This window comes from Allobosea sp. P4_E12 (assembly GCF_056401655.1).
This window is the reverse complement of record NZ_JBFUIY010000032.1, coordinates 1-20,573: the sequence shown is the minus strand read 5'-3', so window position 1 is coordinate 20,573 and position 20,573 is coordinate 1. Positions and strand designations below refer to the sequence as shown.

Sequence of the window (20,573 nt, the reverse complement as noted above, 5' to 3'; positions counted from 1 at the left end):
GTCGAAGCTCGTGGGCGCCCAGTCCTTTTCGGCACAGGCATGGTGTCCGCGGTTGAACCTTGACCGCGGAGCCTCGGGAAATCCCGGAGGCCGGAGAGCCCGGCAAGCCTCGATACTGGGCCATGGTCCAGTAGAGCGACCCCCGATTTATCGGTACAGCCTGCCTGAGAGCCGAGCACTCAGAGAGTGTTTCATGCGAAGTCTTGAAATCACGGAACGACCGCCCGCGGCCCCCAGCGATCCTCTGAATCGCGCGTTGAGTGCGGGTACTGCGCCTCCGCGAGATATGCTCGTCATACCCGGCGGCACGTTCCTCATGGGGTCGGATCGCCACTACCCTGAAGAGGCTCCGGTCCACCGGGTGACCGTGAACAGCTTCTGGATGGACCGGACGCCCATCACGAACCGCCAGTTCCGCGACTTCGTTCGCGCCACCGGACACGTCACGTTCGCGGAGCGGTGTCCGGATCCAAAGGACTACCCGGCGGCCCGGCCAGAGATGCTCTATGCTGGTTCTCTCGTCTTCTCGCCCCCCGACCATCCCGCTGACCTGCGCTTCTGGGGCGAGTGGTGGACTTACTTGAAGGGCGCTGACTGGCGGCATCCCTACGGCCCGAGGAGCAGCATTCACGGGCTCGACAACCATCCCGTGGTGCACGTGGCATTCTCCGATGCGCTGGCCTATGCGCACTGGGCCGGGATCGACCTGCCGACCGAGGCTGAATGGGAATTCGCGGCCCGCGGCGGCCTCGACGGCGCGGAGTTCGCCTGGGGGGCCGAGTTCACGCCCGGCGGCCAGCACATGGCCAATACCTGGCAGGGCGACTTCCCACGAGAGAACCTCGCGCAGGACGGGTTTACGCGCACCTCGCCGGTTACCGCCTTCCCGCCCAACGGCTACGGCCTCTACGACATGATCGGCAATGTCTGGGAATGGACGAGCGATTTCTACGTGGCGAGGCACGCCGCCGATGCGCCAAAAGCCTGCTGCATCCCGGAAAACCCGCGCGGCGGGCGCGAGGACCAGAGCTACGACCCATGCCATCCGGAACTCAGGATCCCGCGCAAGGTCCTGAAGGGCGGCTCACACCTGTGTGCGCCCAATTACTGCCGCCGCTACCGCCCGGCGGCACGCCACCCCCAGCTCGTCGACACCTCGGCTAGCCATATCGGCTTCCGCTGCGTCCGGCGCGGAGTCTCGAAGATCTAAAAGAGGAGGATATGCCGTGAAGCATGACATTCTCGCCGGACCATCGCCCAACGAGCCCGCTGATCATCGATCGAAGCTCAATCGAATGCTTGCCAGTGCGCGCGAGACCACGCGAACGGCGCTCCTGGGAGCTACCGCGCTCATTTGTGCGAGCGCCGTGACGCCGGCCGTTGCCCAGGCTCCGGCCCCCGCGCCCGCGCAGGCGCAGTCCCGACCGAACATCCTGTTCATCATGGGCGACGATATCGGCATCATGCAGCCGAGCATCTACCACCGCGGCCTGATGGTCGGGGAGACGCCCAATATCGACCGGATCGGCCAGGAAGGTGCGCTCTTCACGCATTACTATGCCGAGCAGAGTTGCACGGCGGGGCGCAATGCCTTCTTCACAGGCATGCATCCGCTGCGCACCGGCATGATCCCGCCCCAACTGCCGGGCAGCCCGTCCTATCTTCGGCCCGGAACCCCGGCACTTGCGAAATTCCTGATCGATCTCGGCTACAACACCGGCGAGTTCGGCAAGAACCATCTCGGCGACCACACCGACGCGTTGCCGACCGCGCATGGCTTCCAGGAATTCTGGGGCTATCTCTATCACCTCGATGCGATGCAGGGCGTGAGTTTCCCCGACATCAACAGGACCCCGACCCAGCAGACCGTGGCTCCGCCATGCATCAACACCACAATTCCGGGCCTTCCCCCGGTTCCCGGCGCGGTGGATCCAAGGGTAACGACCTGCCTGACGCCGCCCCGTCCGGTGCTGTTCTGCACATCCTCCAACGGCACGGCGGCCAACCAGACCTGCCGGGACGAAGGGCCGCTGACGCTGGAACGCTCGAAGACGGTGGACGAGGAAATCTCCGCCAAGGTCGTCGACTTCCTCGAGCGCAACGACCCCCGCCGGACTAACAAGCCGTTCTTCGCCTGGTACAACCCGGCACGCATGCATGTCACGACGGTTCTGTCGCCGAAATACGAGGCCATGATCGGCGAGCCCGGTGGCAAGGACTGGGGCTTGAACGAAGCCGGCATGAAGCAGATGGACGACAATATCGGCGTCGTGCTGAAGAAGCTGCAGGACATGGGCCAGCTCGACAACACGATCATCGTCTTCACCACCGATAATGGCGCAGAGACGATCTCCTTCCCGGATGGTGGCGTCACTCCCTTCAAGGGCGGCAAGCTGAGCACCTGGGAAGGCGGCATGCGGGCGCCGGCGCTCGTGCGCTGGCCGGCCGGCGGCATCCGGCCGGGTACCATCAAGAACGACATCTTCGCGTCGCTCGACTGGCTGCCGACCCTCGTCAACCTCGCGGGCGGGGACAAGGGCGATGCGCTGAACCAGCGCATCATGGCCGGCAGCTATCCTGGCATCGTCAAGACCAAACTCGATGGCGTCGACCAGGCCGAATACCTGCTCGGACGGTCGGAGAAATCGGCGCGCGATACGTTCTTCTACTATTCCGGCAAGGACCCGTCGGCGGTCCGCTACAAGAACTGGAAGATCTACTTTGCCATGGTCTCGGACTCGCCGGCCGGCTTCATCTCCGGCGTGATGCCCTACCACTGGGCCCAGGTCGTCAATATCAAGCGCGACCCCTTCGAGACCACGATCGGTTCGCAATACAAGACGCTCCTGGGTATGGGCGGCTCAATCGGCTCCCCCTCCACCGCCTATCTCTATGATTGGAACATGTTGCCGATCGGCCAGGCGCTGTGGATGAAGGAACTCCTCTCCTACAAGGACTTCCCGCCGATGCAGGACCCGGCGAGCTACAACCTCGATCAGGTCATGGACCAGATCAAGAACTCGAAAGGCCGGTCCGACTGAGCGCTGGCGAAAGCAACCAGGCAGGCGTCCTGCTCGGGGGCGCCTGCTCCCTTCCATCAGGCTGGCGAGCACCAGAACCTCTTTCAAGGGAGGACGTCATGAAGACCTATGTCATGACCGGCATTGCGTTATCGATCGGATTGATTTTGTCAGGCTGCCAGAGCTCGCAATCACGAGCGCAGCAACTCGCCGCGATCTGCGCCGATCCCAACAACCGGGCGCCCAAGTCCGGCTATTGGCGTGAATGCCAGACGCTCTATCCGTCAAGCACGCGGCAATTGCAGAAGGATTATCTGCTCGGCGCTGCGGCCGGAAACTGAGGCCCGTCCTGGGCCGGGTCTTCCGATCCGGCCCAAGCCTTTCCGGCTGAACCTTCCCTCGTCACACCTGGGTCCGCGAAGCCCCGTTGAAAGGACCCCGAGTCCATTCGACCCCGCATTCCCCCAAACTATCCGGAGGACGTCATGCCATCCTACGCCTTCACTGCCCTTGCGCTCTCCGCCGGGCTCGCCCTGGCCGGTTGCCAGTCCACCTCCCAGACCGTGCAGCACAAGGAGGATCTGCTCTCGGCCGCCGGCTTCACCCCGCAGCCCGCAAACACGGCGGAGCGCGTCGCGGCGATGAAGAAGCTGCCGCCCAACAAATTCGTCCAGCAGGTCAAGAATTCACAGATCATCTACGTCTACGCCGATCCGATCGTCTGCCAATGCGTCTATTTCGGCAACCAGGCGGCTTACGCCCAGTTCCGCCAGATGGTCTTCGCGCAGAAATTGGCCAACGAGCAGCAGATGACGGCAGTGATGAACCAGAACGCCTTCGATTTCGGCCCCTGGGGTGGACCGGGACCATTCATGTACTAAGTTCTGTTTCTCGCCGGCATTGAAGGGAGGCAAGGATGAAGCTGATCGGTTCTTCCGCCGACATCGACCGACGCATGTTGCTCAACGGCCTGGCGGCTCTGCCGGCTCTCACCATTCCCTTAAGTTTCACAGTCACTTCGGCCTCCGCCCAAACGGACCCGTTGCCGTCCTGGAACGAGGGCCCGACCAAGGCATCGATCATCGATTTCGTCACGCGGGTTACGACCCAGGGCGGAGCCGATTTCGTGGCGCCCGCCGAGCGTATCGCGGTGTTCGACAATGACGGCACGTTGTGGGTGGAGCAGCCGATGTATGTCCAGCTCGCCTTCGTGCTCGACCGGGTCAAGGCGCTGGCGCCGCAGAACCCCGGCTGGAAGACGAAACAGCCGTTCAAGGCGGTCCTCGCTGGCGACATGCGGGCCTTGGCGGCAACCGGCGAACAGGGGCTGATGCAGCTCATCGGCGCCACCCATGCCGGCATGACCTCGGAGGAGTTTGCGAAGATAACCACGGACTGGCTGGCGACGGCGCGCCATCCGCGCTTCAAGCGCCCCTATACCGAGCTGGTCTACCAGCCGATGCTGGAATTGCTCGCCCATCTCCGGGCCAATGGCTTCAAGACCTATATCGTGTCGGGAGGCGGTGTGGAGTTCATGCGACCATGGACGGAGCGGGTCTACGGCATCCCGCCGGAGCAGGTCCTGGGCTCCTCGATCAAGACGCGGTTCGAGATGCGCGATGGCAGGCCGGTGATCTTCCGCCTGCCTCAGATCAACTTCATCGACGACAAGGCCGGCAAGCCCGTGGGTATCAATCAGCAGATCGGCCGCCGGCCGATTGCGGCGTTCGGGAACTCCGACGGGGATCTCGAAATGCTGCAATGGACGACCCTGTCGGGCGGGCCGCGCTTTGGCCTGATCGTCCACCATACCGATGCCGAACGAGAATATGCCTATGACCGCCAATCGCATTTCGGAAAGCTCGACATCGCACTCGACGCGGCGGCCGTGAACAAATGGACGGTGGTCGACATGAAGCGGGACTGGAAGAAGATCTTTCCGTTCGCGGAGTGAGGACGGCATTCGGCGGCCGCGCGGGGCAGGGAGCATGTCCCGAGGCGCCAAACGGGTGCAGGGTTTCCGTCTGGCTGCACGCAATGTGAAAGGGGACATCTCATTCATTCTGACACGCCGTGAAAGCGCATTGCGCCGAGCGATCTGGGCTTTTTGCACGCGCGCCGGCGGAAGGCGTGCACACCCACAAGGGAGGCTCCAAATGCTCACGAAACACTTCACCTGCGTCATTTTTCTGCTTGCTGGGCTTGGATCGGTGCGGGGTGAGGCTCAGGCGCAAGGCACCGAGCCTCGGCCGAACATCCCCCTGCAAAAGACGATCGGTGTAGCCACACCCACGGGGCCAGTTCCCTCGCTCGCCGTCATCAACTCGACAGGCGCAAAGCTGGAGGGAAACACCCTGACTTTGACGGGTGTTTCGGCGAATTCGATCGTTTTCGCTGATCGCCCCGTGCGCGCCGCCGGCCATGTCGCCACCAGGCAGTTCATCATGCAGTGGGACGAAGGAAAGGACAATTTCGCCAAGGATCCGCCGAACGCCACCATATCGGTCCTGGGCGGGGATGGTTCGAAAGTCAGCGATGCCGTGGTGACGTTGCGATCGCCGAAACTCGATGCGGGCAACCTGACCTTTGAGGTCTCAATCCTCGAGGGGAGCCTCACCGGGGCGAGCGGGCCGGCGGCGTTGTTCATCGACCGCTTCGGAGGCTTCGGCGGCGGCGGGTTCGGCGGCCGCCTCGGAGGCGGCGATTTTGGCGGGCGCGACTTGGGTGGCTTTGGCGGAGGCGATCGGTTTGGCGGCGATGCGCGACTGGGGGATGATCGTGTGGGTTATGACCGCTGGGGCGCCTATGATCGAGCCCGGGTTGGCGGCGCCTACTGGCATGCGCCGGTCTATAATGGCGCTTGGTATGCCAGTGGGGCGGCGCTGGGTGCGGCTGCCGGACTCGCTGCGACGCGGCCATATGGCTACGGCTATGGTCAGTGCGGGTACTATCCCTATCCGGCCTGCTACTAGATCCCCGTGGTGCGCCGGGCCGGTGGGGCAAGCGCAAACTGCTCAGGGTCGTTCCCTTCGCGTCGAGACGGTCCTCGGCCAGAGATCGACCCGGCGTGTCAAGTGATGCCGGCAAAGCAGGTGCGGGCCGCATCCGGCCGCCGCGCCGAGGAGCAAGCTCTCATCCTGCCGGCACGCCGTAGACCCGCCTCGTCGAAATCTCGTCCCCCGCGTCTGATGCTTCATTCGGCCAATACAAAGGGCTAGAAAATGAGCGGCTCGTTGAGAATTCTGGCGCTTGTGCTTGGCGCAGTCGTCGCGGGAGCATTTGGTGATGCCTCGGTCGCGCAGGAGCAGCAGCATTTCCATCCGAAGGGGAACATGCCTTCGCGATTCACGATCGAAGCGCAGGAACAGCAGAGGCGGATATTGCCCCTTGCCGACAAGCAGGACTTCCAGGAAGCGAAGCGCGGCTTCATCGCCTCGCCGCCCTATCGCAAGATCATGAATGACAAGGGCGACGTGGCCTGGAACATTGATAACTGGAACTTCCTCCTGAACGGGAAGGACTTTGACAGCATCCATCCGTCACTGCAGCGCCAGGCCCTGCTCAACATGGAGTATGGCCTGTTTGAAGTTGTGCCTGGCATCTATCAGGTCCGTGGCTTCGACCTCGCCAACGTCTCCTTCATCCGAGGGAATACGGGCTGGATCGTGATCGACCCCCTGACGGTCAAGGAAACGTCACGGGCCGCGCTGAAATTCATCAACGAGAGGCTCGGCGAACGCCCTGTCGTGGCGGTGATCATCTCCCATTCCCACGGTGACCATTTCGGCGGGATCCGCGGTGTCGTGGACGATGCCGCTCTGGCCGCAGGGAAGGTCCAGATCCTTGCGCCCAAGGGCTTCATCAACGAGGCCATCTCCGAGAATCTCTACGCCGGCAACGCGATGACCCGCCGCAAGAGCTATACCTACGGCGACGTCCTGTCCCAGAGCCCCTACGGCCATGTGGATTCATCGATCGGCAAGGGTGTCGCCAGCGGGGATGTTGGCATCCTGCCCCCGACCCGGAGCATTGAGTTGCCCATCGAGGAACTGACCATCGACGGCGTGCGGATGGTCTTTCAGAACACACCCGGCACGGAAGCGCCGGCGGAGATGAACACCTGGTTTCCGGACCTCAAGGCATTCTGGGCCGCCGAGAACATCGTCGCCGGACAGCACAATGTCCTCACCTTGCGGGGCGCGCCGGTGCGCGATGCGCTCGCGTGGTCGCAATATATCAACGACGCGCTGTACCGGTTTGGCGATCAGGCGGAGGTGATGTTCGCATCGCATAGCTGGCCGCGATGGGGAAAGGCGCGGATTGGCGAGGTGATGCGCGGGCAACGCGACATGTATGCAAACCTGAACAACCAGGTCCTGCATCTGGCGAATTCCGGGGTGACGATCAACCAGATCCACAATGTCTATGAGCCGCCCAAAAGCCTGCTGCAGCAATGGTACGACCGCGGCTATCACGGCTCCTACCTGCATAACAGCCGAGCCGTGATCCAGCGTTACCTTGGATTCTGGGATCTGAACCCGGCAACACTCGTCCCGCTGTCGCCGGAAGACTCCGCGCCGCTTTACGTGGAGATGATGGGCGGCGCCTCAAAGGTGATGGCGAAGGGCCGCGAGCTCTACGACCAGGGCAAATACCGCCACGCAACCGAGATTATCAACAAGCTGGTCTACGCGGAACCGGGCAACCAGGACGCAAAGAACCTCCTCGCCGACACGTTCGAGCAGATGGGCTACCAGTTCGAGAGCCCGAGCCTGCGGAACAGCTTCCTGTCCGGCGCCAAGGAACTGCGCGATGGCGTCATCGCGGTGAAGGCGGCAAAGGCGGGCAGCCCCGACTTCGTACGCGGCACCACCACCGAGCTGTTCCTGAATTACCTCGGGGTCCAGATGGACAGCCGCAAGGCCGACGGCATGAAGTTCAAGATCAATATCTCGACGCCGGACAATGGCGAGCGGTTTGTGGTCGAGATGAGCAATGCGACGCTGACGACGATCGCCGGCTATCAGGCCGCGGATGCAGATCTGACGATCACGATCGACCGCCGCGAGCTGGAGGACGTGATGATCGGCACGGCGAAGCTGGCCGACAAGGTCTCGGCCGGAAGGGCCAGGATGGCAGGAAATCCCGCCGTGCTCGCGCAGCTCGGTTCGACAATGGTCAAGTTCGACAATTGGTTCGAAGTCCTGCCGGGCACGAAGAAGGAGACCGGAACTTCGCCAAGGCCCGAAATCCTGCAGGACGACGCGACCTATTACGAGGGGCCCTGACTAAACCAAGGAAGGGCTCAGTCATCCCGGAGCGCGAAAGCTCCTCGGTTTTCTTTTCGGACCTCTATTGCGGCGAGCCTTGTTGCTTGCGGCTGCGCCAAAGCCAGACGAGGAGCACGATCGCGCCGATGGCTGCCAGGACGAGCGGGAGCACCCTTATCCCAACATGACCCCATCGCGGGATGTAGGTCGCGATCCCGGACATATGCGTGCCGAAATAGAAGGCGCCGGCACCCCAGACGGCAACCCACAGCGCGCCGCCGAGCGCGTTGAAAAGCAGGAAGCGCCGCCAATCCATTCCGGTCGTGCCGGCGGCGATGCCATTGAGCTGCCGAAGGATGTTGACGAACCGCGCCGCGGCCACCGTCGCTGGACCATAACGTGCAAAGACCGCTTCGACGTGATTGAAGCGCTCAGGTGTCAATCCGATCCGCGATCCATGCTTGAGGATGACGGCTCGGCCGAAGGTCCGGCCGATCAGGTAGCCGACATTGTCGCCGAGGACAGCTCCCACCCAGGCGTTGAAGAGGACGGCGGACAAGGACAGCTCGCCGCGGGACGCGAGTACGCCGGCGAAGATCAGCGCGGATTCTCCCGGCAAAGGTGCCCCGAGCGACTCCAGAAACAGGATCACGAAGATGGCGACAGCGCCATATTCGTGAATATAGGGCTCGACGGCCGAAAACAGATGTTCCATTCCGCGCGTCGCCTCGCTGGATCATCGGAGCCGATATCGTATCCTGCCCGAAGACAGATCGGCACATCTGCGGTGATTATGGGCGGAGCGCCCGGCCTGTAAATCGACTGGTCGCGGCGGAAGGCTCCACGGTCGACCGGCGCGAAACCCTCCCATGGATCGTCGGGCGCCAGGCTGCCCGGAGCACATGATTGCCTGGCCGGTCGCCGGGCCAGGACTGTTCGCAGTCCGGTCGCGGGGCCCTCTTCATCTTATTGTGGACGTTGAGTCATTGCGCGCAAGCTCTTCGGCGGACTCACGTTTTAGCCTGCCCTGCGAGCGTGTGACTTGAGCCGCCGGCTGTCGCGGGCGCAAACCGGGCGGCCGGATCCCGCTCCCCGGCTCGGCGCCGTCTCGCGCTGCTATTTGAACGCCATCGGGGCGACAAAGAGTGCAGCGAGTGCCAGCACGACCCCGATACGCAGCCAGACAGCCCTGACGTGATGTCTCACAAGCATGCGACGCTCCCTCAGACACAACGACGGAACTCACGTAGCGAACCCGTCGCGGACCTGCATTCCGGTGACGGAGCCAGCCAAGCCTCTATCTCATCTTGAACCTGCCCCTGCGCGGCGCAAGCGGCGTTGAGGCTGCCGGGCTCCTGGCCGGGGTCACGACTTCGTCAACGGGCAACGCGGTCCCGCGGCTTGCGCGGGGCGACGAACTCTCCCGTCAGGAAACCGCCATCATCCACGAGCACAACGCGGGCATCATCCCGGCATGCGGCGCAGCCTCATCCCAGACTGCGGCGGGCCGCGGTTGGTTCGTTCGCGGATATCGGCCGCGCTGTTCACGGTCGCCGCGATGGGACGATCCGATCTTGGCTAAGACGGCCCGAAAGCGGCCCGAGCGCGGCCACCTTCCAGGCGCTGTCGTCCCACCATCACAGCAAGGGAGACGCGACCATGCCTGAGCTCTCGAACACCCTGATGGACCCATTGCAAAATTCTCTGACTGTCGCAGTCGAGACGAACAGGCTCGCCCTGGACGCCGCCCAGAAGCTTGGCGTGCTGCAGATGAGGATGCTGCGGAGCTGCATGGACCTGGGCTTCGCGCGGCTGAGCGCAGCCGCCGAGATCAAGGACGCGGACGGCCTCATGGCGTTCCAGGCCGGCCAGATCGAGGCCGCGATGAGCCTGTCCGAAAAGCTGATCGACGACAGCATGGCGCTCGCCGATCTCGGCGAGGGGATCATGGTGGAATGCGGCAGGCTGACCGAAGACGTCATCGGCCCATCATCGCAGCCGCTGTCCCTGCAGGGCAGAGTCTCGCGCAAGGCTGCGTGAGCAGGGTGCCCGATGCGCGATTTCGCATGCGGTGAGCCAAGGGCCGATTGTCATGAACTGCTCGATCGCGCCGGCTTCGAGCGGCCCGAAGGCTTCTTCTCGAGCCTGCTCTGGAGCGCGTGGCTCGCCTGGCGCAGGGCGTGATCATGTTCCGCCGCCGAAGGCGGCGCCAATCTAGGGCAGGGGGTGCCGCCACGCTCGCGAGCCAGGTCTGCAGCGGACAGGTTCCGGCTCCCCGGAGGGCCGCAAGGGGCGGCCCATCGGCTCGCGATGGATCCCGGACCTCATCGCCACGTGCCGTCAGCGCGGCCCAACGATCCTCGTGAGGAAGGACCAGACACTGCTTTCCGCGTTCCGGATCGCCTCGGCCCGTAGATCATGAGCGCGGTTCCGGTAGAATTCCATGAGCTCCGGCGTGACCTGCAGCGGGGCCGCGGCAGGCCCCGCCTTCGTGGTTGCCGCAGTGCCGCAGAGGTCAGAAGGCTGGTGGACCGGCGGCGGGACAGGCTGCAGCCGGGGGATTTCGAGGGGGCAGTCTGTAGCCAGCGGGAGCGCAGGAGCCGAAGCGAGCATGGTAGCCTCCTGGAGTGGCGATGTCGGAGCGTGGTGAGGCGCGATGCTACGCATCCGACTGAAGCTGGCACATCGTCGGAACCAATGAGCCTGCTTGCTGCTCCGCCTGCCGCTGACCTCATCCGGGCGCGCTAGCATGAAACGGTCTGACACCGCATTGGATCTCGCGCCGCGCGTCGGATCCTGAGTGCTGGTGCAGGGTTTCGCCGAAACTGCGAACTTTCATTCCGCGCGCTGGAGCGACAGGAACGAGCGACGGAAGCGATGATTAACCTTGCGTCATATTACTTGGAAGAAAGCACAGGGATCGAGTATTTCGAGTCAATCCGGTTGCGTCATTCTTCAGTGTGGTGCAGCATTTTCCCACTGACGACAATAACAGCAGGTACTCGCGGCAACTGACGGGCTGGGGATTGCACATGGCTGATCTCGACGGAGCCTCGGCCCAGGCGTTATCCGACACAATCGGTAGAATCTATGATTGTGCGCTCGACCCCCAACATTGGCCCGACACCTGCCGAAGCATTGCCGCCCTCTGCGAAAGCACGGCAGGTGGAATCTGCGTCCACGATCTCCGGCAGGTGCTGAACGACCAGCTCTTCGTCTTCGGGTATCCGCCGGAGTTCCTGGTGCAGCTCGGAACGCATTATGCGAAAAGTCCTATGGCCGCTGCCGATGTCGTCGCGAATCTCGGCGATGTCAGCGCGCTCTCGATGAATCACTCCGAACTGGTCGAGAGCAGGTTCTTCAGCGATGTGCTGAAGCCCTTCGGCGTGCAGGACATCATCTGGTTTCCGGCCCTGCGGACCGGTGGCCGCATGGCCTCGCTGCACGCCTCTCGCGGCGAAAAGATCGAGTATTATCAGAAGTTTGATATCGACCTCTTCAAGCTGCTCGCGCCGCATGTCTGCCGCGCGCTCGCCATCTCCGATGCGCTGGATATCAGGGTGCTGAAATCGGAGATGCTGGAACGGACGCTCGATGCGCTTGCTGCAGGTGTTTACCTCACCGCCCGCGATGGCCGCGTCGTCTATATGAATGCGGCCGCCGAGCGCCAGGTCAGAACCGGTGGCTCGATCCGGCTCGTGAACAACCGGCTTTCCCCCACGGATCCGGCGGCGCGCGCCAGCCTCTCGCGGGCCATCGACCAGGCCGGGCGCGACGACATCGCGATTGACACGAACACGCATTCGCTGGCCCTGCCGGATGCCGGGGGCACCGGCTATGTCGCAACCTTCCTTCCAGTCGCGTCCGGGCAGCGCCGCAGCACGGTTGCCCCCTTTGCCGCATCCTGCGCCGTGTTCATGCAGGACCCTGCCCAGGCGCCGCTGATGCCGGGCGAGGCCTTTGCCAGGCTGCATGGGCTCACCGGTGGCGAACTGCGCGTGCTGCTGGCGCTGGCCGAGGGATTGGGCGGCAAGGAAGCGGCCGATATGTTGGGCATAAGCGAGCCGACCCTTCGCACCCATCTGCAGCATATCTTCGCCAAGACCGGCACCTCCCGACAGGGCAAGCTCCTGCAGTTGCTGCACAACTCGACGCCGCCGGTTCGTGCCTCGCAGGGGCCTGCTCTAAGAGCCTGAACACGTTCGGGCGGGCTTGTACGCCTCCTCGGCCCGCACTTCGGTGCGGGGACAGGAATATGAGCCCTATCCGCTCTCGGCCATGATCCGGTCGCTGGCCTCATCGGTTTCGATGATGCGGATGCGAAGCGTTTGCCTAGCATTGTGCATCGGTCCGAAACCGGGCCGGAGTTGGCAGCCTCCCACAGCTTCGGATGGTTGCTCCCTGCACGCAGGACGAGGAGAGACGTGATGGCTGCTTCGAGAGCCGCTGGCCCGATCACCGGAATTTGCCGTGTCTTTGCCGCATCTGTCCTGGGCGTCCACCTGGTGATGGTGCCGGGTGCAATGGCGCAGGGCCAGCCAGGGTTTGCCCGCGAATGCGCCGCGAAGGAGATCACGACCATCACCCTGATCGAGGATCATGGCGAGGCCGCGATCCTGCCGTCGGAGCGGCTGCATGACGCAGCTGAGACGCAGCTCCGCGCGCGCTCGGTCTGCTATGCCGGTCGCGTCGACGAAGCGCTCGCGCTCTATGACAGCATTCTCGCACTGGGACCGATCACGACGGCAAAGCGCTAGAACTCCGCTCCTCATCCCGACTGCACCGAACCGGCGTATGGACGCCAACGCCGTAAGCCGAGTTGGGAATTCACGCTCTCGCTCCGCGCGGACGGTGGAGCGCGGCGCACGGACATTCTGTCTGGCCATGACCGTCTTGACCCTCGCCGGCCTTCCCTTGGTTCGCCGGGCCTATCGTGGCGTTGCCATCCGTCCGACGACGGCCAGGGCGAATTCCACGAGGTAGGCGTTGAGCGTCAGCGACGCCGCGCTGGCTGCGGCCACATCCCTGCTGGCGATGCCCTTGAGGATCTGCTGGTGGAGCCGCTTGCCGCGCGCGATCTCCTGCTGCTCGTCGCGCACATGCATGACCCAGAAGCGCCGCGACAGGGACTGCAGCGGCGTCATCAGGGCCGCGAGATAGGGATTATGCGCCGCCTCGATGATCAGCGCGTGAGTCTGCCCGACCGTTTCTGAATAGTCGTGCAGCGTGAATTCGCCATCAAGCACGGCCGCCAGCTTTTCAATCGCAGCAATGTCCTTCTGCGTTGCGCGGGCGCAGGCAAGCTCCACCGCGAGCAGCTCGTTGGCGCGCCGCACCTCCAGGCCGCTGAGTTGATCCTCGATCGAGATGCCGGGGATTTCGATGCCTTTGTTGGGGTGGATCCGCACCATGTAGCTGAGGGCGAGGCGCTGGATCGCCTCCCGCACCGGCGTCCGGCCGAGCCCGGTCAACTCCATCAGATGACGTTCCGAGACCATCGAGCCGGGCTTCAATTCGCCCCGGACGATCAGGCGTTGCAGCACGGCGACGGCTTCTTCCGACTGGTTCATCTCACCCTTCCGCGCCGTGCTGTCTCGCTGCGCAGATCCGCAGCGGCGTTCGATTCCGCCTACCTCATCCGCGCCGGCTTTCCAAACCATTATTCATCCGATATATCGGTTGCATATTATCGATGTTCAATGACGCCGCCGGAGGAATGATCCTTGAAATACGCCCCCCATCTCGAGCCCAGTCCCTTGCCGTTTTCGCCCTTCAAGAGCTGCACGGTGCCGCGGCCGATCGGCTGGCTGTCGAGCGTCAGCGCAGCCGGCGTCGAGAACATCGCGCCCTACAGCCAGTGGCAGAACCTCACCTTCGACCCGCCGATGGTGATGTTCTCGGCGAACCAGTATCCAGACGGTCGCCGCAAGGACACGGTCCTCAATGCCGAGGAGACGGGCTGGTTCGTCTGGAACATGGCGACCTTCGACCTGCGCGAGGCCGTGAACATCAGCGCGATGGCCTTGCCCGCGCATGAGAGCGAATTCGATCGCCTGAACGTCACCCGGGAATACGCCGATAACGCCCGCATTCCGATGGTCAGGGAAAGCCCGGTCAAGTTCGAGTGCAGATATGTCAGCACTCACCGGATCAAAGGCAATTCTCCCGTCGGCTCCATCGATATCGTCTTCGCCCAGGTCGAGAAGATCCATATCGATGACGCCGTCATCTTGCCGAGCGGAAAGCTCGACATCGAGAAGATCAAGCCGATCGCTCGCCTCGGCTATTTTGACTACACGGTGGTCAAGGACATCTTCGAGATGCGGGTTCCGGGCGCGGACGGAGACGCGCGGCAAGGGCTGGAAGGGCGCTCCACCTTGCGCTGACGGTTTCACCGATTTTTGAACCGAAGAACCAAGCAATAAGAGGGGAATTCCATGTCAACGGCCGAGCTATCCCTGGCGGATCGCGCCCCGACTTCACGTCGCATCAAGGATCTGATCGCAGTCAATTTCGGAAATACGCTGGAATGGTTCGATTGGGCGATCTATACGATCTTCGCTCCCTATTTCGCGCTTCAGTTCTTTCCGTCGAACGATAAATCGGCCGCGTTGCTGGCGGCTCTGGCCGTATTCGCGGCCGGTTTCCTGACCAGGCCGCTGGGTGGCCTGATCTTCGGGCTCTACGCCGACCGCGTCGGCCGCAAGCGCAGCCTGACGCTCGCCATGCTGGTGACGGCCGGCGGCAGCGTGGTCATCGCCTGCGCCCCGACTTATGCCTCGGCCGGCCTGTTTGCCTCCGTCGTCCTGCTGGTTGCACGCCTCGCCCAGGGCATCGCCCATGGCGGCGAGATGGGCACATCGGTGACCTATCTCGTCGAGCGCGCACCGTCGCACCGGCGCGCGCTCTATGGCAGCACGTCGTGGATGAGCGTCGTGCTCGGCACGATGATCGCGACCTGCACCGGTCTCCTGCTCAATGCCAATCTCGAACGGGCGGCCCTGGAAGGCTGGGGCTGGCGCATCCCCTTCGCGATGGGGGGGCTGCTCGGGCTCTACGGCCTGTACCTCAGGCGCAAGCTCACGGAAACGGCCAGCTTCGAGAAGAAGCAGAAGCAGGCCGCCAAGACGACGGGCCTGGCCCCGCTTGCACGGAACTGGCGCGGCGTCGCCGTGGTCTTCGGCCTCTCCGCCGGCGGCTCGATCATGTTCTACACCTGGCTGATCTACAGCCCGACCTTCGCCCAGATCAGCCGTGGCCTCGACGCAAAGTCTGCACTGACGGCGAGCCTCATCGCGCAAGCGGTCTTCTTCGCCGCGATCCCGCTGGTCGGCTGGCTCGCCGACCGGTTCGGACGGCGGCCCTTCATCATCCTGTTCGGGCTTGGCTTCATCGCCCTGACCTTCACCCTGGACGGCATGATCACCAACCAGTTCAGCGGACTGCTCTCGGCGATGATCGCGGCGCTGCTGATCCTGGCCTGCCTGTTCGGGGTGAACACGGCGGTCTGGGCCGAGGTGTTTCCCACCGAGATCCGGGCGACCGGGGTGAGCGGGCCGCTCTCATTGGCGACCGCGATCTTTGGCGGCACCGCGCCCTATGTGAACACCTATCTCGCCCAGCAGGGCCAGCATTCGCTGTTCCTCGTCTATCTCATGGTCGTGTCCGCGATCACCTTGCTGACCGGCTTCCTGATCCCGGAAACCCGGCATCTCGATCTGGACCGGCCGGACACCGGACGCCTGGCCAACAGCCCGCGAGAATGATCCCGGGGATATCGGCCCTGGCCGGAAGCTCAAGGTGAACAAGAGGAGGGCCGCCGATCGCGCGGCCCTCTGCACCGTCTCCGACCAAGCCATCCCGGCCTCCGACAGGCTGTTGCTCACTCCCAACTCAGGAGGCGGGGGCAGGGCGGCCCGACCGAAAGCCCGGCGCCGCCCGGCTTGGTGATGCCCGCCTTGGCCCGCTGCTCAGGCCGACAGCGTCAACGGAGCCAGCCGCCTGATGAAGTCGGCCCGCGAGCGGCTGCCGGTTTTCGCGAGCACTGCCTTGACCTGGCCGCGAACCGTCTCCCGGCCGACCCCGCGCGACAGTGCGAGCTGCTCGACCGTGCTGCCCTCCAGGAGCCCGCCGGCGATGGCTGCCTCCGCCCGGGTCAGATCGTAGAGCTCACACAGCAGCAAGGCTTCGATCCGCAGGCTTCGGGCCGTTGTCGTGATGACGAGCAGGGCCTGGGCGCGCGAGAAGATATCCCGCGCCTGGCGGCGAACCGGCAGCACATGGACGATGAACGCGGGGCGATCCCCCCGGCAGGGCACCGGGATCGAGCGGGTATCGCCAACCCGGTCCTGCCCGAGATCGGCCAGCGCCTTTTGCAGCAGCGCGTTCGCACGGGGATCCTCAAGCGCGATCTTGTCCCTTGCCCTGACGACGATCTGCCCGATCAGCGCCTCGAAGCCCGGATTGGCCGCGCAGAGCGCGCCGCCGGTGCCGACCAGGGCAGCCGGAGAACCGGCCTTCCCGAAGGAATCGAGGCTGACCTGAGCGCGTTGCATCTACAGCTTCGAGGCCAGAACCGCGGCCCGCGCGAGGTGCGGGCGGACGCTGTCGAGCAGTTCTGTCTCGCGACGGGAGACCGGACCCAGCTCGAATTTGCGCTCCAGTGTGAAGACGATGGTCTCGCCCGAGGACGAACGCACATTCGTTGCCGTGCCCCAGCCATAGCCCTCGGGCCGCAGGAAATCGCGGTAGAGCGCGGTCTCGGCCAGCTCGTCTTCTGTGAAGAGGTCGTGATCGGTCACGAACCCGGTCCCGCCATGCGCCAGAAGACCGGCCATGCGGGCGTTCCGGTCCATCCAGCCCTGATCCAGGAAGCGCTGGAGGACCGGCGAAAACTCCCTCGACGCGACCCATTTCGTGCCCTGTCGGGAATGCACGCAGAGTAGCCCCCCGGTACAGCCGGCGATCTCCGCCAACCGCGCGATCGCCGTCGGCCAGACCTCCGGAACGGCGGCGGCCTCGTAGAGCATGGCGACCGCATCCCCAAATTCGTTCGCATCCAGCATCGCCGCCCATCCCCCCGTCAACGAGAGTGGAACAGTGCGGGCCATTCCTCAATCGTCTTGGCCGAGACCTGTTGTGGACGCAGATGATGGTCAGACAGATCGCGGCCCGACAGGACGAAACCTTGGCAGGGAAGACCCATAATTTGGTCGCGAGAGCGGTTCTCACCTTATTGTGGACGTTGAGATATCGCGCGTAAGGGACTCTGCTGATTCAGGTATTCGCATGGCCGCCGGACATGCCTGCAGGTTCGCGGGCAGAACGCTTGCGGCTGACCTTGCGATGCTGGTGGGCAAGCGCTGTCGGCACTTGGCCGAGAATAGCAATTTATTGGCGTGAAGGCGCAAATTGCAGCGCGAAGCGCTGTGTTAGCGCAGCTTCGACAATGAAAATTTACGCTGCGGTCTGTCCGATTTCGCCTGCGCGGATGATCGCGTCCTCAGCCCAAACGATGGACGCGACGATGTTCAACGAGTTTTCCCGTCGGTCGAAGGCGACCAAGATTGCTGGCCGGCTGGAAGCCTTCATCAGCATGCTCCACTCCGCCGCTGAAATCAGCGCCGCGTCTGGTCATGGCGATGCCCGCCGCATGTTCGACAACACGCTGGCATTCTACGCCGCTGTCTGGGCCGCGGCGGATGCCTTTGGGCAATTGCTTCGCGCATCGCCCCAAGAGACGGCGGAAGCCGTGCGGCTGCATATTGGGCGCGTCGCCGATGCCGGCGAGACGTTCGAGCTGATGAAGATGGCCTTCTCGCTGCCGGAGCTTGCCCCGGTTGTTCAGGCCACTGGCTTTGCGATATTCACGAGCCCTTCCGCCCCAGTTGGCGGTATGGTTTCGCATCGGCTGATCCCGCTCGCCGAGCTGATCGCCAATTTCAAGGGGCGCCCTCGTCTCTCCAGTTGATCCGGTGCCCGGGAACGACGGCACGGCAGGAGGGATCGGAACCTCGGCACCAGGCTGTTCATTCTCGGGGCCACGGCACCGGTGGCAGAACGGGAACTCCATGGCTCGCGGGAACCGCTCCAGCGCGCGCAATCCACTCGGGGGCCAAAGGCGCAGGCGCTACCGCAAGTCGTCTCGCGGTGACGTCCACTAGCCTGCTGGCAGGTGCTGCCAGTATTCGAGGAGAGCGACCGTGAGCACCCCGAGTGTCGCAGACATCACGTAGGACGACTTCAAGACGAGCGGGCCCCTATCGCCCCGAAGCGTGTAGACCACCGCCCCTGCCGCAAGGACGTATGGCACGAGAATGGGCAGGGGCGCGTCGATCAGCCCATAGGCGAACCACAGGAACGGGTAAATCAGGCCAATCAGCAGCTGGACGGCCAGCGCGAGCCCTCGCGATCGAATGAGGACGACCAGCCAGGCCACGGCCAGGATCAAGGCAGGCAGTTCAACCGAGCGATGCATGACGAATCCTGGATGTGCGCGGCGCGAGGCCGGTGCGAACCACGGGGGCTTCATCGTTACAGCAGCGGAACAGGCCCTCACTTTCTCCCCGGTTACTTGGAGTTGTCGAGACGATGCAGCGGCCACCGGCCGCGGCTGGTTCGTTCGCCAATATCGGCCATGCTGCCGGCGCACCCCCGCCTATTCGACCGGGGCCCAGCTGCTGTCGGGGTCGTAGCGCAGCAGGCGTTCCGCCATCGCGCTGGTCTTCGGGCCGAGATTTTTCTGCAGCACGACCCCGTTATGTCCGCAGATGAAGGTCATGACGCCGGTCTTGCCCCATTCGGCCGGCCAGGCCACGAGGCCGAAGCCAGCGATCATGTTGCCGTTGACGACATAGGAATGCGCGCCGCCAGGTGCCCAGGGTCCTTGTGCCTTGAGGATGCGAAAGCGATAGCCGGCATAGGTCCGGTTTCCGCGATCCAGCAGGGCCTCGCTCAGGGCGCCCTCGAGTGGGCTGACATCGGCCTGCCCGGTTCTCGGCCAGTACAGCCCGTTCTGCGTGCCGGGCGTCGAGATCAGGTTCTGGGCATATGCGCGCACCTGGTCGCCATCATGGTCCGTGCGGAAATACTCGCGCTGGGCGCCGATATAGGCTTGGCAGGCCTCGATGGCGCGCAGTTCGTTCTCGCCGATGGTGCGGTTGAGGATCTCGTCCCGACCGGCCGCGACATCGAACATCCAGGCCTCGCCGCGCCGCACGATCGGGATCGGGAACTCGAATTTTCGCTTCCCTAGCGTCAAGATCCGAGCGGCGTCGCCGCGCGGTGTCAGCGTGACGGATTCCGCCGCAGCTTCGTTGAACCGGTCGAGTCGCTCGCGGTCCAGCGTGGCATCGCCCGTGCTCAGCACGTCGCGGGCCCCCGGCCCGAAGATCCGATCGAGCACGCCAGGCTCGCGCGCCCGCGCCGCCTCGACCAGCGCAGCGGACGCCGCATCGGGTGAGGGGAAGCTCTGCTGGGCTGCGGCAGGGCCCGCCATCATCAGGACAGCGAGCGAGACCGGGACTGAAAACCGAGCGTGATGTGCCATGATCATGTCCCCCAATCAGCGCCGTCCACCGCGACCGCCACCACCGCCCCCGCGGCCACCGCCGCCGCCGATATGTCCACCGCCGCCACGGCCGCCGCCGCCGATGTGAGCGCCGCCGCCGCGACCTCCGCCGCCGATCTGTCCGCCTCCACCGCCGCGGCCCGCCGGCATGCTGATCTGCCCGCGGCTGGCTGCGCCGCGATTGCCATAGGCCGCCGCGCCGCGTCCGGAATCGATGCCGTCAAAGGCGGTCCGGCTTGGTGTCGGGCGAGGTCTCGCGCCCTGCGGCGCCGCAGGGCGCGCCTGTGCCGTCGGAGGCCGGGCCGAGGGCCGCTCGGGGCCCGATGGTCGCGTCGCGGGTCGGCCTGCGTCGGCCTGCGGTCGCCCCTGTCCGGCCCCGCCCTGGGGGCGATCCTGGCCGGGCCGCGCATCGGGACGGGCGGGTTGCTGGGACGGACGCTGGCCGATCATCCCAGCCGCCGCGCCGCCGATCGCGCCTGCCGCCGCACCGCCCAATGCTCCACCGACGCCGCCCGGGCCTCCTGGGCCACCGATGCCGCCAACGCCGCCTGGGCCCCCTGGACCGCCGACGCCACCGATGCCGCCGGGCCCTCCGGGACCGCCGACGCCACCAGCCGGCCCGGGGCCGCCAATGCCGCCAACGCCACCCGGGGCGCCTGGCCGGCCAACGCCGCCTGGGCCTCCCGGTCCGCCAACACCGCCTGGGCGGCCTGG

The 20,573-nt window shown here is 64.6% G+C and carries 22 protein-coding genes; 14 read left to right on the top strand and 8 right to left on the bottom strand.

The window, feature by feature from the left end; all coding sequences use genetic code 11:
* Positions 1–286 precede the first annotated feature (286 nt).
* The 7 genes from AC1DW9_RS28830 to AC1DW9_RS28800 all read left to right on the top strand — a co-directional run bounded on the left by AC1DW9_RS28830 (position 287) and on the right by AC1DW9_RS28800 (position 8,308).
* Positions 287–1,210, top strand: a complete 924-nt coding sequence (locus tag AC1DW9_RS28830) for a formylglycine-generating enzyme family protein (protein ID WP_476776637.1) — start codon at positions 287–289, stop codon at positions 1,208–1,210.
* A gap of 85 nt (positions 1,211–1,295) precedes the next feature.
* Positions 1,296–3,041, top strand: coding sequence for an arylsulfatase (locus AC1DW9_RS28825; protein ID WP_441508701.1), 1,746 nt, complete (start codon positions 1,296–1,298; stop codon positions 3,039–3,041).
* A gap of 98 nt (positions 3,042–3,139) precedes the next feature.
* Positions 3,140–3,361, top strand: coding sequence for a hypothetical protein (locus AC1DW9_RS28820; protein ID WP_441493108.1), 222 nt, complete (start codon positions 3,140–3,142; stop codon positions 3,359–3,361).
* Positions 3,362–3,505: 144 nt separating this feature from the next.
* The gene (locus tag AC1DW9_RS28815; protein ID WP_441493107.1) at positions 3,506–3,901 is read left to right on the top strand and encodes a hypothetical protein; all 396 of its coding nucleotides are present in this window, start codon (positions 3,506–3,508) and stop codon (positions 3,899–3,901) included.
* A gap of 74 nt (positions 3,902–3,975) precedes the next feature.
* On the top strand, positions 3,976–4,974 hold the full coding sequence (locus tag AC1DW9_RS28810; RefSeq protein ID WP_476776648.1) for an HAD family hydrolase: 999 nt from the start codon (positions 3,976–3,978) through the stop codon (positions 4,972–4,974).
* Positions 4,975–5,176: 202 nt separating this feature from the next.
* Positions 5,177–5,992, top strand: coding sequence for a hypothetical protein (locus tag AC1DW9_RS28805; protein ID WP_441508699.1), 816 nt, complete (start codon positions 5,177–5,179; stop codon positions 5,990–5,992).
* 249 nt (positions 5,993–6,241) lie between these two features.
* On the top strand, positions 6,242–8,308 hold the full coding sequence (locus AC1DW9_RS28800; protein ID WP_476776638.1) for an alkyl/aryl-sulfatase: 2,067 nt from the start codon (positions 6,242–6,244) through the stop codon (positions 8,306–8,308).
* A 64-nt stretch (positions 8,309–8,372) separates the two neighbouring features.
* On the opposite strand, the gene AC1DW9_RS28795 is transcribed toward AC1DW9_RS28800, so the two are convergent.
* Positions 8,373–9,005 (bottom strand): DedA family protein, encoded by a 633-nt coding sequence (locus AC1DW9_RS28795; RefSeq protein WP_476770304.1) that lies wholly within the window; start codon positions 9,003–9,005, stop codon positions 8,373–8,375.
* Between the two features lie 944 nt (positions 9,006–9,949).
* Here AC1DW9_RS28795 and AC1DW9_RS28790 point away from each other — a divergent pair.
* From AC1DW9_RS28790 to AC1DW9_RS28775, 4 genes are all read left to right on the top strand, one after another.
* Positions 9,950–10,330: a phasin family protein gene (locus tag AC1DW9_RS28790; RefSeq protein WP_441493103.1), complete on the top strand. Its 381-nt coding sequence runs from the start codon at positions 9,950–9,952 to the stop codon at positions 10,328–10,330.
* Positions 10,331–10,342: 12 nt separating this feature from the next.
* Positions 10,343–10,474: a hypothetical protein gene (locus tag AC1DW9_RS28785; protein ID WP_441493102.1), complete on the top strand. Its 132-nt coding sequence runs from the start codon at positions 10,343–10,345 to the stop codon at positions 10,472–10,474.
* 848 nt (positions 10,475–11,322) lie between these two features.
* Positions 11,323–12,486: a helix-turn-helix transcriptional regulator gene (locus AC1DW9_RS28780; RefSeq protein WP_441493101.1), complete on the top strand. Its 1,164-nt coding sequence runs from the start codon at positions 11,323–11,325 to the stop codon at positions 12,484–12,486.
* 231 nt (positions 12,487–12,717) lie between these two features.
* Positions 12,718–13,047, top strand: a complete 330-nt coding sequence (locus AC1DW9_RS28775) for a hypothetical protein (protein WP_441493100.1) — start codon at positions 12,718–12,720, stop codon at positions 13,045–13,047.
* A gap of 171 nt (positions 13,048–13,218) precedes the next feature.
* Here AC1DW9_RS28775 and AC1DW9_RS28770 read toward each other — a convergent pair whose 3' ends face one another.
* Positions 13,219–13,860 (bottom strand): GntR family transcriptional regulator, encoded by a 642-nt coding sequence (locus AC1DW9_RS28770; RefSeq protein ID WP_476776639.1) that lies wholly within the window; start codon positions 13,858–13,860, stop codon positions 13,219–13,221.
* Between the two features lie 153 nt (positions 13,861–14,013).
* Between AC1DW9_RS28770 and AC1DW9_RS28765 the strand changes: the two genes are divergently transcribed.
* Together AC1DW9_RS28765 and AC1DW9_RS28760 are read left to right on the top strand one after the other, a co-directional pair.
* A complete protein-coding gene (locus AC1DW9_RS28765) occupies positions 14,014–14,676 on the top strand; it encodes a flavin reductase family protein (RefSeq protein WP_441508687.1) in 663 nt (220 codons plus the stop codon).
* Positions 14,677–14,727: 51 nt separating this feature from the next.
* Positions 14,728–16,056: an MFS transporter gene (locus AC1DW9_RS28760; protein ID WP_476776640.1), complete on the top strand. Its 1,329-nt coding sequence runs from the start codon at positions 14,728–14,730 to the stop codon at positions 16,054–16,056.
* A gap of 204 nt (positions 16,057–16,260) precedes the next feature.
* On the opposite strand, the gene AC1DW9_RS28755 is transcribed toward AC1DW9_RS28760, so the two are convergent.
* A complete protein-coding gene (locus tag AC1DW9_RS28755; RefSeq protein ID WP_476776641.1) occupies positions 16,261–16,845 on the bottom strand; it encodes a helix-turn-helix transcriptional regulator in 585 nt (194 codons plus the stop codon).
* Positions 16,846–17,355 carry a hypothetical protein gene (locus AC1DW9_RS28750; RefSeq protein WP_476776642.1) on the bottom strand — a complete coding sequence of 170 codons (510 nt, stop codon included), beginning with the start codon at positions 17,353–17,355 and terminating at the stop codon, positions 16,846–16,848.
* 236 nt (positions 17,356–17,591) lie between these two features.
* Between AC1DW9_RS28750 and AC1DW9_RS28745 the strand changes: the two genes are divergently transcribed.
* A complete protein-coding gene (locus AC1DW9_RS28745; protein ID WP_476855250.1) occupies positions 17,592–18,260 on the top strand; it encodes a hypothetical protein in 669 nt (222 codons plus the stop codon).
* A 189-nt stretch (positions 18,261–18,449) separates the two neighbouring features.
* Here the strand turns inward: AC1DW9_RS28745 and AC1DW9_RS28740 are convergent, their stop codons facing one another.
* The 4 genes from AC1DW9_RS28740 to AC1DW9_RS28725 all read right to left on the bottom strand — a co-directional run.
* Entirely contained in the window at positions 18,450–18,767 is a 318-nt protein-coding gene (locus tag AC1DW9_RS28740) for a hypothetical protein (protein ID WP_441491078.1), read from the bottom strand.
* 180 nt (positions 18,768–18,947) lie between these two features.
* Complete coding sequence (locus AC1DW9_RS28735; protein WP_476776644.1) at positions 18,948–19,838, bottom strand: DUF2950 domain-containing protein; 891 nt, start codon at positions 19,836–19,838, stop codon at positions 18,948–18,950.
* 15 nt (positions 19,839–19,853) lie between these two features.
* Positions 19,854–20,309, bottom strand: coding sequence for a hypothetical protein (locus AC1DW9_RS28730; RefSeq protein WP_476855249.1), 456 nt, complete (start codon positions 20,307–20,309; stop codon positions 19,854–19,856).
* Positions 20,306–20,573: hypothetical protein (locus AC1DW9_RS28725; protein ID WP_476855248.1), on the bottom strand; the 268-nt coding region annotated here is incomplete at its 5' end. The genes AC1DW9_RS28725 and AC1DW9_RS28730, both read right to left, overlap by 4 nt.

Coding starts and splice junctions, on each gene's coding strand:
- AC1DW9_RS28830 (WP_476776637.1), top strand. CDS start 287: ATGCTCGTCATACCCGGCGGCACGTTCCTCATGGGGTCGGATCGCCAC.
- AC1DW9_RS28825 (WP_441508701.1), top strand. CDS start 1,296: ATGCTTGCCAGTGCGCGCGAGACCACGCGAACGGCGCTCCTGGGAGCT.
- AC1DW9_RS28820 (WP_441493108.1), top strand. CDS start 3,140: ATGAAGACCTATGTCATGACCGGCATTGCGTTATCGATCGGATTGATT.
- AC1DW9_RS28815 (WP_441493107.1), top strand. CDS start 3,506: ATGCCATCCTACGCCTTCACTGCCCTTGCGCTCTCCGCCGGGCTCGCC.
- AC1DW9_RS28810 (WP_476776648.1), top strand. CDS start 3,976: ATGTTGCTCAACGGCCTGGCGGCTCTGCCGGCTCTCACCATTCCCTTA.
- AC1DW9_RS28805 (WP_441508699.1), top strand. CDS start 5,177: ATGCTCACGAAACACTTCACCTGCGTCATTTTTCTGCTTGCTGGGCTT.
- AC1DW9_RS28800 (WP_476776638.1), top strand. CDS start 6,242: ATGAGCGGCTCGTTGAGAATTCTGGCGCTTGTGCTTGGCGCAGTCGTC.
- AC1DW9_RS28795 (WP_476770304.1), bottom strand. CDS start 9,005: ATGGAACATCTGTTTTCGGCCGTCGAGCCCTATATTCACGAATATGGC.
- AC1DW9_RS28790 (WP_441493103.1), top strand. CDS start 9,950: ATGCCTGAGCTCTCGAACACCCTGATGGACCCATTGCAAAATTCTCTG.
- AC1DW9_RS28785 (WP_441493102.1), top strand. CDS start 10,343: ATGCGCGATTTCGCATGCGGTGAGCCAAGGGCCGATTGTCATGAACTG.
- AC1DW9_RS28780 (WP_441493101.1), top strand. CDS start 11,323: ATGGCTGATCTCGACGGAGCCTCGGCCCAGGCGTTATCCGACACAATC.
- AC1DW9_RS28775 (WP_441493100.1), top strand. CDS start 12,718: ATGGCTGCTTCGAGAGCCGCTGGCCCGATCACCGGAATTTGCCGTGTC.
- AC1DW9_RS28770 (WP_476776639.1), bottom strand. CDS start 13,860: ATGAACCAGTCGGAAGAAGCCGTCGCCGTGCTGCAACGCCTGATCGTC.
- AC1DW9_RS28760 (WP_476776640.1), top strand. CDS start 14,728: ATGTCAACGGCCGAGCTATCCCTGGCGGATCGCGCCCCGACTTCACGT.
- AC1DW9_RS28755 (WP_476776641.1), bottom strand. CDS start 16,845: ATGCAACGCGCTCAGGTCAGCCTCGATTCCTTCGGGAAGGCCGGTTCT.
- AC1DW9_RS28750 (WP_476776642.1), bottom strand. CDS start 17,355: ATGCTGGATGCGAACGAATTTGGGGATGCGGTCGCCATGCTCTACGAG.
- AC1DW9_RS28745 (WP_476855250.1), top strand. CDS start 17,592: ATGCCTGCAGGTTCGCGGGCAGAACGCTTGCGGCTGACCTTGCGATGC.
- AC1DW9_RS28740 (WP_441491078.1), bottom strand. CDS start 18,767: ATGCATCGCTCGGTTGAACTGCCTGCCTTGATCCTGGCCGTGGCCTGG.
- AC1DW9_RS28735 (WP_476776644.1), bottom strand. CDS start 19,838: ATGGCACATCACGCTCGGTTTTCAGTCCCGGTCTCGCTCGCTGTCCTG.
- AC1DW9_RS28730 (WP_476855249.1), bottom strand. CDS start 20,309: ATGATCGGCCAGCGTCCGTCCCAGCAACCCGCCCGTCCCGATGCGCGG.